Here is a 16,017-nt window from a genome sequence, read left to right on the forward strand (position 1 = left end):
ATGGTACAGTAAATACTGAAGAACATGGTATTCCTGCTGATATTAAAAAAGACCAGCCTTGGATTGCCGAAGCTCCAGTAGGAGATTGGTTTTATGCCCCTGATTTCACCTATGATTCAGGTATGATGATTCGTTATATAATTGAAGCTATAGCACGTGATGGAAATGCTGCAATATGTATTTCTTTATTGCCTGACGGTTCAATTAATGATGAAAGTCAAAAAATGTTAAAAGAAGTAGGAAATTGGATGCGACTTAATGGAGAAGGTGTATATGGAAGTCATGCTTGGGTAATTCCAGCCGAAGGAGAAATGGTTAATGGTAACTTGAAAATGCTTCCTGGAGGAAAATTGAGTCGTAATCAAGCTGAATTTAAGTTTGATGCTCAGGATATACGATTTACAGTTGGAAAGAACAATAAACTGTATGGCTTTTGTATGAATGTACCAGCTCCGAATACACAAATAAAAATTAAGTCTCTTGGTACAGATGCAAAGCATTATGGTAAGAAAGTTAAAACAGTTAAGTTGTTAGGTTACAAAGGAAAGTTAAAATGGAAAGAAACAGCTGATGGTTTATTGATAATTTGCCCTAAGAATATGCCATTTGCTACAGCTATTACTTTTGAAATCGAGTAAAATTAGGTCTTAAACTGAAAAAGGTAACTGCAATTAATTGTTAGATCCTTTTTAAAAATGTAAAATAAAAACATTAAAGAAACCGATTCAAATTTGGCTACATTATTCAAGTCGCGATGCGCTCTGATGATAAGAAATCAGTCTTTAAGCCCACTGATAGAAGATGGGTTGTGGAAAGAACATTTGATTGGTTGGATAGCGATAGAAGATTATGCCGAAACTATGAATTACTAATGGAATCATTCGAAACAGGTCAAATTGTCGCTATAAAACTATTATTCAAAGTTGTGGTAACTGGTATCGTTAATGCCGGAATATATCTGTAATTGATAGCGGGAACAGATTAGCGTTATCTGTTTTGTTTTTCTTGGTAGTGTAATGGCGTAAACCAATTTCATATTGATAATTTAACCAGCCCTGATTGTAATTAGCATCTGCTGTCAGTAAAATCCAGGCTCCAAAACGACATCTGACTTTTGCCAAATATTCTACTTCCGGTTTTCCTGTAGTCTTATTGCCGAAAAAATATAATAGCTGTGGAGTTGCGCCAACAAAGCCGTACTACTATTAATACTATTTTATTTTTCATTTATTTTGAATTTTAGAATTTTAAAAACCCAGTTGGTTATCCCAACTGGGTGCCTCTAACATTAATTAATCAATAACTTCCTCCATTGAGGCACCGAAATTGAGGTGTAGTACATTTCCTTTTGGAGTAACTAATGCAGGAACAGATTTTACTCCTGCTTTCACTGCTTCATTAAAATAGGTAATCTGACTGTTATGTTGACAAAAAAAGTGAACAGCAGTTGATGACGGACTGAAAAAGTCAATACAAAGCCAGTCAATTGAGTTGCTTTTGTAGTTGATATTATTAGTTACTTTCAAGCTTTACACTTAAGTATTTTTTTTCTTTTCGATTTTTCTTCTCGGCGCATCACTTTCATGAAGTACACTTTCTGAATGTAAAAACTGAGCGGCTTCGGCTGAATCCTGTACTTTTACAGCACTACGCTTTAGCATTTCGGATTCAAATTCCGTTAATACGCTTTCTCTCACTCCGGCTTTCTTCCAGTGTGATAAAGATTTGCATCCTTTAGAAATTCCTCTGGCGAGCTTAAGTGCATCAAGCAATGCCTGATTGGCACCTTGACCTTTAAATGGACTCATTGGGTGAGCCGCATCTCCTAGTAAAGTTACCTGACCTGATTTTTTCAATAACTCCGGCTTGAGCAATTCACGGTCATAAACTGGATAACCAGTAATATGAGCTTCTTGGGTTGCCGATAAAATTTGAGGAATTGGGTCATGCCACTGGGTTCTGCGACATGCTTCTTGCTTGAGTGCCTGAGGTCCTTTTGCACTTAATTCAATGGCTTCTTTTTCAGAGATTGGAAAACTTAGCTGCCACATTACCGAATCTGAGTCGTAAGGCATGATGTATAGTCGTTCGTTGCCATTGGCGGTTTGAAATACAGTAGCCGAATCCAGTAGAGGACTATTAAGATTTTGAAGAACACTCAAAGGACAAATGCCTAGTATTACAATGCACCCCAGGTAAGATAGAGGAGTGCTATTCTCTCCAATCAATAATCTTCGAACCGAACTGCGAATACCATCGGCGCCCACCACTAGATCTGCCTGGGTGCTTATTATTTTCCCATCAACCTGAAAGTTGAGATGAACGCCTTCCTTATCACTTTGCTTAAAATCGATTATCTGGTGCCCCCATTGTACCATCTCACTTCCGCCCAGCTGCTCCAATAGAGCGAATCGTAAAGATTGTCTTGCGATATGTATATTGGTTCGTTTCGGAGATGTTTCATATGACTGAAGCCACTTTCTGGTTCCCCATTCGCCGATTACTTTTCCTTCAGGAGTATGGACCAGATGTCTTGTCGAAATCACACCTTTTTCTAAGGTTAAAATGCCCAATCCTCTAATTGCTTTACTGGCTTGTTGCAAAGTTAATCCATAGCCCTGAGATCTGGCATTGAAGTCTTTATCGCGTTCATAAAGGGTGAATGGAATTCCACGATGTAAACAGGCCACAGCCAAAGCCATTCCGCCAATACCTCCGCCAATGATAGCAACTTTAGGGTAGTTTTCATTATCTGGTGCTGGAGGATTTTTTGCAGGAAGTAACCCTGTTCCGGAACATTTCAGGCAGGTGTAAAGATTTGCCTTTGGCAGAACCGGAGCAGTACCTTCCCCATTTGTTTTTTCAAATTCCTCTAATGCTAACTTGTACTGAAGTCGTGTTTTTTTGCTTATCCTTCGGCTTTTTTTACCACTTCCCTGACATTCCAGACACATCGTCCAGCCTGATGTTTCATTTTCCACTTTTTCTGTTTCCACCATATTGGTTTGATCACTATTAGAGCATTTCAGCATGCAAAGTTAAATAAATTAGCTTATTTAGATTCAAGGTTATTTTATAAGTTTATGATTTTTAATAATGGCTTTATGATATTGCTTAAAGTGAACATATAAATATAGTTATTTTCTTATTTGTGTTCAAACACATTTCATTTTCCATTGTAATTATAAAAAATTAACAATAAAAAGACTTCAAAAACAAGAAAATATGTGTTCGAACACATATTTTCTTGTTTTTGTATTGCTAATTAAATTACATTATTTACATTCGTATGAAATAAGCTACTTCTGGTTTTTAATTTATGAAATAATTGTTCTAAAGTCAATCAAAATGTATTGATTATAAGTAATTTAAATTGCCAGAGCCTATTTTTTACGTCGAAATATTGCAATATTTAATCATAGAGTTTTTTTTAATTGTTAAACCCAAATTTTAAAATTATGAGAATCAGGAAAATTACATTTATTATTTTATTTTGCTTTGTCCAGGGTTTTTCCCAGACATATGTGTCTACAACAGGAAATGATGTGACAGGCACTGGAACAGCTGTATTACCTTTTAAGACTATTGTAAAAGGAGTGCAGGCAGCCCCATCAGGCGGAACAGTATTAATACTTTCAGGGACTTACCCTGTAACGGGACCAATATTTGTTGGAAAACCGCTAACCATACAAAAAAGCGGTTCAGCAGCTGTAATTGTCAATGCTTCTGGCTGGACAAGTACTGATCCTTATGTATTAGGAATTGTAAATACGAGTAATGTAACCGTTGATGGACTGACTATTTCCAATAAAATTGGTAATGGCAGTAAAGGAATATGGATACTGGCCAATTCTGGTGCAACAGCCAATCTTAACAACGTTATCATCAAAAATTGCATTGTCAGGAATATTGGCTGGATTAGTAACAACCTTTCTTCAATTCCTGCCAATAGTGGAATTGTAGCTAATGCCATAAAAGTCGACGGAGGAAATGGTACCTATGCTATTACCAATGTTAAAATAGAAAATAACGAAGTAAATAATTGTGCAACAGGATGGGGAGAAGCCGTAACGCTGACCGGAAACGTAAATGGTTTTTCGGTCTCAGGAAATACAGTGTATGATATTGCCAATATCGGAATCGTGGCTGCAGGAAATTATACTTCTACAGGAGCGACAAGTAATAATCAGGCTCGTAACGGAATCATAGCATCCAATGAAGTTTTTAATTGTATGAGTGCCGTTGCCAATAGTGCCGGTATTTATGTAGATGGCGCTTTAAATGTTACGGTGCAAAGAAATGAAGTTTATAATTGTGGTGTTGGACTTGCAGTTGGTTCGGAACAAAATACAGCAACCGGAAACGGAGGTCAGTCTACCGGACATATTGTAAATAATAATTCCGTTTACAACAACGTAGTAACCGGAGCCATTTTTGGCGGCGTTATCGGAAGCGGATATACAACAAGTGTTGGAAACACAAAAATTTTTAACAACACTTTTTACAAAAACAGAACCGGAGCAGTTATTAATGGCGTAACCACAATTGGTGGTGTTGCAGTGGGCACCATTGCTGATAATTTTGGAGGAGAAGTACATTTTCAAAATAGTTCAGTAATTACTTACAAGAATAATATCATGTATGCTACAACTGGCAAAAAAGCATTTTTAGCTTCTGCAGGTTATACAATTTCCGGTTTTGTATCCAACTATAATTTATATTACAGAGAAGGAAATACTGATTTTATTATCGATTTAACCGGAGTTAGTTTCAACGGAAGTTCAACGAAAGGATCTTATAATCAGGCCACATTTGCTGGAGCGACGGGGCACGATATAAACTCCGTAGTAGGATTACCCGGATTTGTAAACGCTGCTTCTTTTAATTTTACCTTAGCTACAGGCGCTTTTGCAACTGATAAAGGTGATCCGACATACAATACAACGTATTCCGGAACATTAGATTTTGATGATGATATCCGCAAAAGAAACGGCCGTGTAGATATTGGCTGTTCTGAACTACAAACTGGATCTACTGCTAAAAAGGCTGTTACTGCTGATGCAACCGAGGAAATTACAACAAGTTTTTCTGTTTTTCCTAATCCGGCATCTAATGAAATCAATATTAATTTTGGTAAAAACATTCAGTCAGCAACTGCTGTTTTGTTAGATTTAAATGGCCATATACTTTTAAAACAACAATACAGTGCTGTAAATTCAATAACTATAAATGTTTCTGATTTAGAAAAATCACAATTGGTTATTCTTCAAATTAATGCTGATAATGAAATCAGCAGCAACAAAATATATCTGAAATAAATACTACTACTTTAGGGAACAAAAAAGATTTTCTTTTTTGTTCCCTTTTTTTTGCTTTAAAATTCCGTAACTTTTAAGTATGAAAAATTACAACGTTAACAGAATCGAAAAAAATATTTTGCAAATAAATGGTTTAGGAGATAATCCTTTTTGGAGTAAAGCTGAAATTCTAACTGATTTTAGCTCACCCTGGAATGATTTGCAGTCTGAAAAGATGGAATTTCGAGCCTTATGGGATACCGAATATATCTTTTTTTGTTATACAGTTTATGATAACAATGTACATGTTGACAGGCAGGATGACTCCGTTGACAGCATTGGTGAATCAGATAGGGTCGAGATTTTTTTAAGGACAGATGAAGCACTTGATCCTTATTATTGTCTGGAAATTGATCCAACACCAAGAATCATGGATTTTAGGGCATCTCCTAAGAAAAAATTTGATTTTGACTGGAACTGGCCTAAAAATGATCTGATTGTAAAATCGAAGATAAAAGAAGACCATTTCATTATAGAAATAGCCATTACTATTCAATCTTTAAAAAACTTCGATTTGATTAAAAACAATAGTATAGAAGCCGGACTTTACAGGGCAAAATATACAAAACAGGAAAATAACCTGTTCGAACCAACCTGGATTTCCTGGGTTAATCCAAATACGGAAACGCCCAATTTTCATACACCGGATTCATTTGGTAATTTGATTTTGGTTTGACTATAAAATATAATCTTTTACATTTTCAGTATTAATAATATCAATTGGAAGCAGTTTTTCCGTGCTGATTTCTTTTTCGAAAATAAAATGTTCGATTAAACTGGTGGTTCCTAAATAAGCCTGTCTTTTCGGATTTTGATGTATTAAGAAATCAATGGTTTTATTGTTTAAATATTCCAGATTGTTTTCTAATAAATCATACCCCACAAGAGCAATTTTTCTTTCAGGATTTTTAGCAATAATTTTTGCCACCTGATAGGCTTTCGATGTCGTAACAAAAAGCCCTTTGATAGTAGGGTTTGCTTCCAGATATTCTTTAAGGGTAGTTTTAAACTGTGGGTGTTTTACCTTGAATGTTTTTACATCAAATTTTCCTTTTTCCAAACCATCAAAATAATTCCTGAAACCTTTTTCCTTTTCCTGCATGTGAATCGCATTCTCATAATCCTCATCAATATGTACGATGGCAACAGTTCCTTTTTGAATTAGTAAATCCAGTAATCGGGCTGCAATTCTTCCGCTTTGAAATAAATCCTGGCCAACAAAACTTTTTATGGAATTAGATTTAAGTTGGTTATTGAAGATGCTGGCAATAATACCTTTAGAATTATAGGATTCAATAGCATCTAAGGCTTCTTTATGAAATAAAGGAACCAGAAGGACCGCATCCGGAGAAGCATTTAGAACAGCCTTATTGGTTGCTACAAACGAGTCAGTACTTGTAGCGTCAAATAAGAAAATTTCGACTTTGACATTAAAAGATTTAAATTCTTTTTTGGCTTCATTGATACCATCGATACAAGGCTGCCAATACGGATCATTTTCAGAATCCGGAAGCAGAACACATATGGAATAAATTTGTGTTTTCTTTAAACTCCTTGCCATTAAGTTTGGCTGATAATCAATTTTATCCAAAACCTCATTTACTCTTTCCAGAGCATCCTGAGAGACTTTTCCTCTTTTGTGCAAAACACGGTCTACTGTTCCTTTTGAAACGCCTGCAAGTTCTGCAATATCCTTAATAGTGTAAATCTTATCCATATAAAAACAAATATATATAAAAATCGAATATTATAAAATATTTAATTTTATGTGTTCGAAAACATTTTAATTGTGTTCGAGCACATTTTAACACTTTTTTCTTTTTTTATAGAATATTAATATATATTTTAGCCGAATATTAATGATATAATTTATGTAATTAACGTAAATATTGTCAGATTAATATTTATTTTTCAATTTATAAGAGAAGTTATTAAAATTATGTAGGTATGATATTCTACTTTTTTTGCAACCATTCAAAAAGAAAAAAAAGAACCAAAAGCAATTTAAATAATTAAACCAATTAATATACAATTAAATGAGCAATAGTAAACCTACTCTCGTGATTTTAGCAGCAGGTATTGGAAGTCGATATGGAGGATTAAAACAGCTGGATACATTTACTCCCGAAGGAGATACCATAATGGATTTTTCGATATATGATGCATTACAGGCTGGCTTTGGAAAATTTGTATTTATAATCAGTAAAAATATTGAAGAAGAGTGCAAGGAAATTTTTAATAAAAAGTTAGAAGGAAAAGCCGAAGTAGGTTATGTATTTCAGGAAATTGATAACGTTCCTGCAAAATATCAGAATCCGGAAAGAAAAAAACCATGGGGAACAGGACATGCCTTGTTGATGGCAAAAGAGGAAGTAACCGAAAATTTTGCCATTATAAATGCCGATGATTTTTACGGAAAAGAAGCTTTCGAAATTATGGCAAAAGCTTTAACCGAAATGAATAAAGAATCTTATCATTTTAATATGATGGCCTATCTTTTAAAAAATACCGTTTCAGACCATGGTTTTGTTTCAAGAGGAGAATGTCAGGTTGATGGAAATAACTATTTGACGGATGTTACGGAACGCACTCACATCGAAAAAATAAACGGCAAATTAATGCGTAAAGATGATAAAGGTGAATTTATTCCGATTGATGAAAATACAATTGTCTCCATGAATTTCTGGGGCTTTACGCCAAAATGTTTCGAGTTTGGCGGCGCTCTTTTTGAGGAATTCCTGAAAGAAAACGAACACGATTTAAAAGCAGAATTCTTTATTACATCAGTTGTAAACGAAATTTTAAAATCAGATAACGCATCCTTGGAAGTGCTACAGTCGAATGCAAAATGGTTTGGAGTTACCTATAAGGAAGACAAGGAAATTGTCAAAAAAGAAATCGAAAAATTAAGGGACCAAAAAGTGTATCCAACTAATCTCTGGTAATATGGCAACAGAACATTTAAAATTTATATTCGACCAGTTCGACCATATAGAAGTTTTTAAAGAATTTGAGGAATTGGCCTCCGGTCATATCAACGACACCTATTTTGTAACAACTGAAAGTCAAAAGCAATTTATTTTACAGCGAATTAATGATGGTGTTTTTAAAGATGTGCCCGGTCTTATTGCCAATAAGGTCAGCGTAAGCAAACATTTGCAAAAGAAACTAAAACATTTATCTGAAGACGAGCTCAAACGACGTGTTCTGACTTTTATAGCTACCAAAAAAGGTATTTTTTACTATCAGGATCAGGAAGGCAATTTTTGGAACATGATGGTTTATATTAAAGAAAGCCTGACGTTTGAAACCGTTAATAATGAAGAGATAGCTTATGAAGGCGGTAAGTTATTTGGTGAATTTCTAAATCTTACCAGTGATTTTGATGCCAGAAAACTAACAGAGGTAATTCCGAATTTCCATAATATGGCGTTTCGCTATTCGCAATTTGATACGGCTTTGAAAGAAGCTTCGCAACAACGTATTGCACAGGCAAGAACTTGCATCAATCTGGTTCAGGAGCTTAAGGAAGAAATGCATGTTTTGCAAAACTTAAAGGATTCCGGAAAAATAAAATTAAGGGTTACCCATAACGATACCAAGATTTCGAATGCGCTTTTTGATTTAAATAAAAAAGGCCTTTGTGTGATTGATACAGACACCGTTATGCCCGGAATCGTGCACTATGATTTTGGAGATGCCATAAGAACCATTTGCAACACGGCTGCCGAGGATGAAAAAAATCTGGAGCTTGTTAATTTTAATTTGCAATATTACAGAGCGTATGTTAAGGGTTTTCTCGAAAAAACGAATTCGTCACTTTCTTTATTAGAAATAAAATATTTGCCGCTTGGTGCCAAAACAATGGTATTTATTATGGCACTGCGTTTTTTGACGGATTTCCTGAATGATGATGTGTATTACAAAACAGAATATCCTGAACATAATCTGGATCGTTCTAAAAATCAATTTAAACTGATTGAAAGCCTTTCAACACAATTTAAGGAAATGGAAGACTATAATTTGAATTTCGTTGGATCATTAAAATAATAAAAATGAAAAAATATGTAATTACCGGCGGTGCCGGTTTTATAGGAAGCCATATTGCCGAACATTTATCTCAAGAAGGTCATCAGGTTACGATACTTGATAGCCTTAGAACGGGGTTTGAAAATAACCTAAACGGACTCAATGTTGACTTTGTAAAAGGAGATATTCGCGACGAGAATTTAGTAAATGAATTAGTGAGCGGAGCATCTGGTGTTTTCCATTTGGCAGCTTTGGTCAGCGTTCCTGAATCGTTATTAAAAATTAGAGAATGCATCGAAATTAACACTATTGGAACTATCAATATTCTGGAAGCGGCAAAAAACAATTTAGATTGTAAAGTTGTCCTTTCAACTTCAGCAGCTAATTACGGTAACAATCCTGTTTCGCCAAAAGTAGAAACGATGTCTCCTGAGCCAATGACCCCATATGCCATTACCAAATTAGACGGTGAATATTATTTAAAAATGTATCTGGACCAATATCAGGTTCCAACGGCATCTTTGCGTTATTTTAATGTATTTGGTCCACGTCAGAATCCGGAATCAGCTTACGCGGCAGCGGTGCCTATTTTTATCAATAAGGCATTGCAAAACGAACCGATTACTATTTACGGTGACGGATCGCAGACACGTGATTTTATTTATGTAAAAGATGTGGTGAAAGCGAATATCCTGGCTTCTCAAAAAGGAGATGAAACGTATAATGTAGCACTTGGTTACAGCACTTCTGTGTTGGAATTAGCCGAAAAAATCATAAAAATTACCAATTCAAAATCGCAGATAAAATTTTTGGATGAAAGACCTGGCGATATCAAACATTCCAAAGCCAATCCGGAAAAATTCAATCAATTGGGATTTAAACCAGAATATACGATTGATAAAGCTTTAGAAGAAACCATTCTTTTTTATCATCAGGAATTAGTTAGTAAATAATCATCACATAACATTGCTACAACTTTGTCAAAGTTTAAAACTTTGACAAAGCTTAAATCACAGAAAAAGATATAAACACATAGAAACATAGATTTTATATGTTGAAAAAAGAATATAAAAAGAAACTAGTTTATCACACATAGCTATGTGTGTTAATGCAAGTGAAACGCATTTTTTTTTAAAAGTTTCTAAGAGCTATGTTTCTATGTGTTTAAAATTAATATACAACAGATTAACCTAACCCAAACCCAAAAAATATGTCAGAAATCGATATTACTTTAAAAAAAGAACAAAGCAGTACTTTGATTCCAATGGTTATTTTAACTTCATTATTTTTTATTTTTGGATTTGTAACCTGGCTGAACGGACCGCTGATTCCGTTTTTTAAATTAGCTTGTGAACTAACTGAATCACAGTCGTATTTTGTGACATTTGCTTTTTACATCGCTTATTTTGTAATGGCAATTCCGTCTTCATTTTTAATTGAAAAAGTAGGTTACAAAAACGGAATTTCGTTAGGCTTACTGGTCATTGCAGTTGGTGCCTTATTGTTTTATCCCGCAGCTGCAACACGAACTTTTAGTTTTTTCCTGATCGCTTTATTTGTAATGGGAACAGGTTTGGCCGTTTTGCAAACTGCTGCAAATCCGTATGTTGTCGTAATTGGTCCAAGGGAGAGTGCAGCAGCGCGAATCAGCGTTTTAGGGATCGCCAATAAACTGGCAGGATTTCTGGCTCCGTTATTATTAACGGCATTAGTATTGTCAAATATTGGAGATTATTCTGCCGATAAAATTGCTGTAATGACTTCCATTCAAAAAGAAAGTGCTTTAGATTTATTGGCTTTACAATTGCAGACCCCTTATATATACATGGCAGGAATTATGCTTGTATTGGCGGTTTTGGTAAAATTTTCTCCCCTTCCTGAAATCAATTTAGACGACGAAGGACAAGTCGCACATCTAAGTATTTTCAAACAAATAAAAGAAGCTTTCAAACATCCGCAATTGGTTTTTGGCGTGATTACTTTAATGGTGTATATCGCTGCTGAGGTATTAGCCGGAGATTCCATTGGAGGGTTCGGGAAACAATTAGGTGTTTATGGCAATGATGGTTCATTTTATCTCAAACTGACTTCGTTTACGATGACAGCCATGGTGGTCGGATATATTTTAGGAATTACATTGATTCCAAAATATGTTTCACAGGTTTTTGCCTTAAAAGTATCGGGATTTTTAGGTATTGCCTTGGTAGCCTTAATCGTTATAATTTCTCCAAAAATAATGGTTCAGTTGCCTGGAATTCCACAATTACCTTTGGTTATTATTCTGGTCGCGCTTTTAGGATTAGCCAATGCACTTTGCTGGCCTGCAATCTGGCCAATGGCACTTCAGGATTTGGGAGGACTTACAAAAATTGGCGGTGCCATCCTGATTATGGGAATTATTGGCGGAGCTATTTTTCCGCTATTCTATGGTCTTTTGGCTGATAGTATCAACACATCAAATGAAGCGGCAGGAATTGTAGGAACAGCAAAAAGCGGCAATCAACTGGCTTATGTGATATTGTTGCCTGCATATCTGATGATTATCTTTTTTGCTTATAAAGGGCATAAATACAGGAATTGGTAATGGTTTCAAGTTTTAAGTTTCCTCAAGTATAGAACTTTGCTAAAGTGTTTCACATCAAAGTTTGTCATTCCGAGGAACGAGGACACAAGCGATAGCGAACTGGCGAAGCAATCTCCGCAAGTAATTCCGCAAACAAAATCTACAATCTTTGTAGAGCTGCTAACGAAGATTCCTCGTTCCTCGGAATGACAAAATTGTCTGAAAAATTCATACAATTTAAATAAGTACAACATTTTAGTCATCATAAAATAAGCACTCAAATATTCGTATTTGAATGTGCTTCCACCCAACTTATGCCTTTTTTTATCACTAAAGGCCTCATAAAAAGAAAAGAAAACATAATAAAATAGACTTCAAAATGATAAAAAGTAATATAGATAAAGCAACAGGATTCGAAAAACGATTCGAAAACATCAATACCGTTGTTTTTGAAAATTCAAACGATGCTTCAAAAGCAGTTGCTCAGGAAATTGGCGCTTTGATTCAATCCAAACAAAAAGAAAACAAACCCTGTATTTTAGGTTTGGCAACTGGTTCTTCTCCAAAAGGATTGTATGCGGAATTAGTTCGTTTGCACAAAGAAGAAGGTTTGAGCTTTAAAAATGTAATCAGTTTTAATCTGGATGAATATTATCCTATGGAACCGAACTCGATCAACAGTTACGTTCGGTTTATGAAAGAACTGCTGTTTGATCATGTTGATATTTTACCTGAAAATGCACATGTTCCGGACGGACTTTTAACCAAGGAACAAATCGCTGATTATTGCCATGATTACGAAACTAAAATTGAAGCGTTAGGCGGAATAGATTTGCAGATTTTGGGAATCGGGGGAAACGGACATATTGGTTTTAATGAATCAGGTTCGCTTCAAAATTCAAAAACACGTTTGGTCGCCTTGGATCATATTACAAGGGTTGCGGCAAGCAAAGATTTTTCAGGATTAAGCAATACACCAAGAACAGCAATCACCCTTGGGGTAAAAAAAATCATGGAAGCCAAACAGGTTATTTTGATGGCATGGGGAGAAGGAAAGGCGAACATCATTAAAAAATCGGTGGAAGATGAAGTAACGAATCAGATTCCTGCTTCATTTTTACAGGAACACAACAATGCGGTTTTTGTTTTGGATAAGGAAGCTTCTTCAAAACTAACCAGAATCAACAGACCGTGGCTGGTTGAAAAAGTAATCTGGACTGAAAAACTAACCAGAAAAGCTGTTTTAGGATTGGCACTGGATCTTAAAAAACCAATCCTGATGCTTACCGACGCTGATTATATCGAAAACGGAATGAGTGATTTATTGGCAGATTCAGGCCCTGCATACGACATTAACATCAAAATATTCAACAAACTACAAAATACGATAACAGGCTGGCCAGGTGGAAAACCAAATGCAGACGATTCGAATCGTCCCGAAAGAGCTGAGCCGGCAAGAAAAAAAGTATTGATTTTTAGTCCGCATCCGGATGATGATATTATCAGTATGGGAGGAACTTTCATGCGTTTGCAGGAGCAGGGACATGAAGTGCACGTAGCTTATCAAACCTCCGGAAACATTGCTGTTGCTGATGATGAAGCGCTGCGTTTTGCAAGATTCGTAATTGACTACAACGATAAATTCGGAATCAAAAGTCCGGAAGCAGAAAATATCTATCAGAAGGCGGTAACTTTTTTAACCAATAAAAAGAACAGTGAAATTGATATTCCCGAAGTGCGTTACATCAAAGGATTGATCCGAAAAGGCGAGGCGAGAGCTACAAGTCATTTTGTTGGATTATCTGATGATCAGATTCACTTTATGGAATTGCCGTTTTACGAAACCGGAACAATCGAAAAAAAACCAATCGGAAAAGAAGATATTCAGTTGACGATGGATTTAATTGAAAAAATAAAACCACACCAAATCTATGCGGCAGGAGATTTAGCAGATCCGCACGGAACGCACAAAGTTTGCCTGGATGCGATTTTTGAAGCTGTAAAAGCTTTGAAACCAAATCCATTTATGAACGATTGCTGGCTTTGGCTGTACCGTGGTGCCTGGCAGGAATGGGGAATTGATGAGGTTGAAATGGCTGTGCCCATGAGTCCGGATCAGGTTTTGGAAAAACGCCACGGAATCTTTAAACACCAATCTCAAAAAGATGGCGTTGTTTTTCAGGGAACAGATGCAAGGGAATTTTGGCAGAGAGCCGAAGACAGAAACAGGGAAACGGCTGCTTTGTACCAACAAATGGGCTTAGCAAGTTATGCTGCGATGGAAGCTTTCGTAAAATGGGAGTATTAATAAAAAAACAATATGACTTTAATAAAATCAATTTCAGGAATAAGAGGCACAATCGGAGGAGCTGTAAATGAAAATTTAACTCCCGTCAATGCCGTAAAATTTGCCGCTGCTTATGGTATGTGGCTTAAAGGACAAAATTCAAAAGGATCATTGAGCATTATTTTAGGAAGAGATGCGCGAATTTCAGGAGAAATGATCAGTAACCTTGTTGCCAATACGCTTACCGGTTTAGGAATTAATGTGATTGATATTGGTTTGTCAACAACACCAACTGTAGAAGTTGCGGTAACATTAGATAATGCTGATGGCGGAATTATAATTACTGCTAGTCATAATCCTAAAGAATGGAATGCCTTAAAATTATTGAATGGAAAAGGTGAATTTCTATATGCTGTTGAAGGAGAAAAAATCCTGAAAATAGCAGAAGAAGAAACTTTTGTATTTGCCGAAGTAGATGATTTAGGAAAATATGAAAAGAAAGAAGGGTATATCAACCGACATATTGAAGAAGTTTTAAAATTGAATTTAGTTGATATCGAAGCCATTAAAAGCGCCAATTTTAAAGTCGTGGTTGATGCAGTAAATTCAACGGGAGGAATTGCTATTCCGGCTTTGCTTGAAAAACTGGGTGTTGAATGCATCAAATTGTATTGCGAACCCAATGGTCATTTCCCACATAATCCGGAACCGTTAAAAGAACATCTTAAGGATATTTCAGAATTGGTAGTAAAAGAAAAAGCTGATTTTGGAATCGTAGTTGATCCGGATGTTGACCGACTGGCAATTATTTGTGAAGATGGTTCCATGTTTGGCGAAGAGTATACATTGGTAGCCTGCGCTGATTATGTTTTAGGAAGAACAAAAGGAAATACGGTTTCTAATTTATCTTCTTCAAGGGCTTTACGGGATATTACTTTAAAACACGCTGGAAGTTATCAGGCAAGCGCTGTTGGAGAAGTAAATGTGGTGGAATTGATGAAAACCTCAAATGCCATTATTGGTGGAGAAGGGAACGGTGGGATTATTTACCCTGAATCACATTATGGAAGGGATTCCCTGGTAGGTGTTGTTTTGTTTTTGTCACATCTGGCAAATGCTAAAATTTCCTGTAAAACACTTAGGAAAAGGTACCCGGATTATTACATGAGTAAAAGTAAAATTGAACTGACTCCACAAATTAATGTGGATGGAATTTTAGAAAAAATAGCTCAAAAATTCAGTAATGAAAAACCGAATTGTATCGATGGAATCAAAATTGATTTTGAGCATGAATGGGTGCATTTAAGAAAATCAAATACAGAGCCAATTATCAGGATTTATACCGAAAGTATTTCTCAGGAAAAAGCTGATTTACTGGCTGAGAAATTCATTGATGAAATTAAGTTCTTACTGTGATTATTACAGCCGTAAATTGAATTTATAATTGTGAATACCATTTCAAAACAAGAGCAAACGGCCTTTTTTGATATCAAAAATTTAATTTTTATTGCATTTTACAATTAAATGAATATAAAAACAAAAGTGGAATGTTTTTAAATTATATGAATGTTTTTTAGTAATTATTTAGAATCCTAATTAGTAAAAAGAGAAAATAAGTAAGAATTTAATAATACTTTTTCTAAAAAATGTGTTCGAAAACACTTTTTTAATGTGCACGAACACATTTTATTGGTTTTATCATTGTTTATTAAAAAATATTATTTAGTTTAGCCAAAAGTAAGTACAAAGTGAAGCTTTTTTTTATTCGTTTTTTAAAAGAG

Annotated in this window: 12 protein-coding genes and 1 pseudogene; 9 read left to right on the forward strand and 4 right to left on the reverse strand. The window is 35.3% G+C overall.

What is annotated here, in order from left to right; translation table 11 throughout:
- Positions 1 to 638 (forward strand): alpha-L-fucosidase (locus tag ABI657_RS13235; RefSeq protein WP_348097743.1); only part of this gene is annotated, 638 nt, incomplete at its 5' end.
- Between the two features lie 303 nt (positions 639 to 941).
- Here the strand turns inward: ABI657_RS13235 and ABI657_RS13240 are convergent.
- The 3 genes from ABI657_RS13240 to ABI657_RS13250 all read right to left on the reverse strand — a co-directional run bounded on the left by ABI657_RS13240 (position 942) and on the right by ABI657_RS13250 (position 2,999).
- On the reverse strand, positions 942 to 1,121 hold the full coding sequence (locus ABI657_RS13240) for a hypothetical protein (RefSeq protein ID WP_348097744.1): 180 nt from the start codon (positions 1,119 to 1,121) through the stop codon (positions 942 to 944).
- A 171-nt stretch (positions 1,122 to 1,292) separates the two neighbouring features.
- Entirely contained in the window at positions 1,293 to 1,526 is a 234-nt protein-coding gene (locus ABI657_RS13245) for a thioredoxin family protein (RefSeq protein WP_348097745.1), read from the reverse strand.
- Between the two features lie 9 nt (positions 1,527 to 1,535).
- Positions 1,536 to 2,999, reverse strand: coding sequence for an NAD(P)/FAD-dependent oxidoreductase (locus ABI657_RS13250; protein ID WP_348097764.1), 1,464 nt, complete (start codon positions 2,997 to 2,999; stop codon positions 1,536 to 1,538).
- Positions 3,000 to 3,458: 459 nt separating this feature from the next.
- On the opposite strand from ABI657_RS13250, the gene ABI657_RS13255 reads away from it, so the two are divergent.
- Together ABI657_RS13255 and ABI657_RS13260 are read left to right on the forward strand one after the other, a co-directional pair.
- Positions 3,459 to 5,318 (forward strand): T9SS type A sorting domain-containing protein, encoded by a 1,860-nt coding sequence (locus tag ABI657_RS13255; RefSeq protein WP_348097746.1) that lies wholly within the window; start codon positions 3,459 to 3,461, stop codon positions 5,316 to 5,318.
- 79 nt (positions 5,319 to 5,397) lie between these two features.
- Positions 5,398 to 6,033 carry a carbohydrate-binding family 9-like protein gene (locus tag ABI657_RS13260; protein WP_348097747.1) on the forward strand — a complete coding sequence of 212 codons (636 nt, stop codon included), beginning with the start codon at positions 5,398 to 5,400 and terminating at the stop codon, positions 6,031 to 6,033.
- Here ABI657_RS13260 and ABI657_RS13265 read toward each other — a convergent pair whose 3' ends face one another.
- Positions 6,034 to 7,074 carry a substrate-binding domain-containing protein gene (locus ABI657_RS13265; protein WP_348097748.1) on the reverse strand — a complete coding sequence of 347 codons (1,041 nt, stop codon included), beginning with the start codon at positions 7,072 to 7,074 and terminating at the stop codon, positions 6,034 to 6,036.
- A 319-nt stretch (positions 7,075 to 7,393) separates the two neighbouring features.
- Between ABI657_RS13265 and ABI657_RS13270 the strand changes: the two genes are divergently transcribed.
- The 6 genes and pseudogenes from ABI657_RS13270 to glmM all read left to right on the forward strand — a co-directional run bounded on the left by ABI657_RS13270 (position 7,394) and on the right by glmM (position 15,652).
- Complete coding sequence (locus tag ABI657_RS13270; RefSeq protein ID WP_348097749.1) at positions 7,394 to 8,302, forward strand: sugar phosphate nucleotidyltransferase; 909 nt, start codon at positions 7,394 to 7,396, stop codon at positions 8,300 to 8,302.
- A 1-nt stretch (position 8,303) separates the two neighbouring features.
- Entirely contained in the window at positions 8,304 to 9,407 is a 1,104-nt protein-coding gene (locus ABI657_RS13275; protein ID WP_348097750.1) for an aminoglycoside phosphotransferase family protein, read from the forward strand.
- A 5-nt stretch (positions 9,408 to 9,412) separates the two neighbouring features.
- Positions 9,413 to 10,339: an NAD-dependent epimerase/dehydratase family protein gene (locus ABI657_RS13280; RefSeq protein WP_348097751.1), complete on the forward strand. Its 927-nt coding sequence runs from the start codon at positions 9,413 to 9,415 to the stop codon at positions 10,337 to 10,339.
- Positions 10,340 to 10,596: 257 nt separating this feature from the next.
- Complete coding sequence (locus tag ABI657_RS13285) at positions 10,597 to 11,970, forward strand: sugar MFS transporter (protein WP_348097752.1); 1,374 nt, start codon at positions 10,597 to 10,599, stop codon at positions 11,968 to 11,970.
- Between the two features lie 325 nt (positions 11,971 to 12,295).
- A pseudogene (gene nagB / locus ABI657_RS13290) lies at positions 12,296 to 14,257 on the forward strand (glucosamine-6-phosphate deaminase); the annotation flags it as partial.
- Between the two features lie 12 nt (positions 14,258 to 14,269).
- Complete coding sequence (gene glmM / locus ABI657_RS13295) at positions 14,270 to 15,652, forward strand: phosphoglucosamine mutase (protein WP_348097753.1); 1,383 nt, start codon at positions 14,270 to 14,272, stop codon at positions 15,650 to 15,652.
- Positions 15,653 to 16,017 lie beyond the last annotated feature (365 nt).

The sequence above is a fragment of the Flavobacterium sp. genome (genome assembly GCF_039930565.1).
Classification (GTDB): Bacteria; Bacteroidota; Bacteroidia; order Flavobacteriales; family Flavobacteriaceae; genus Flavobacterium.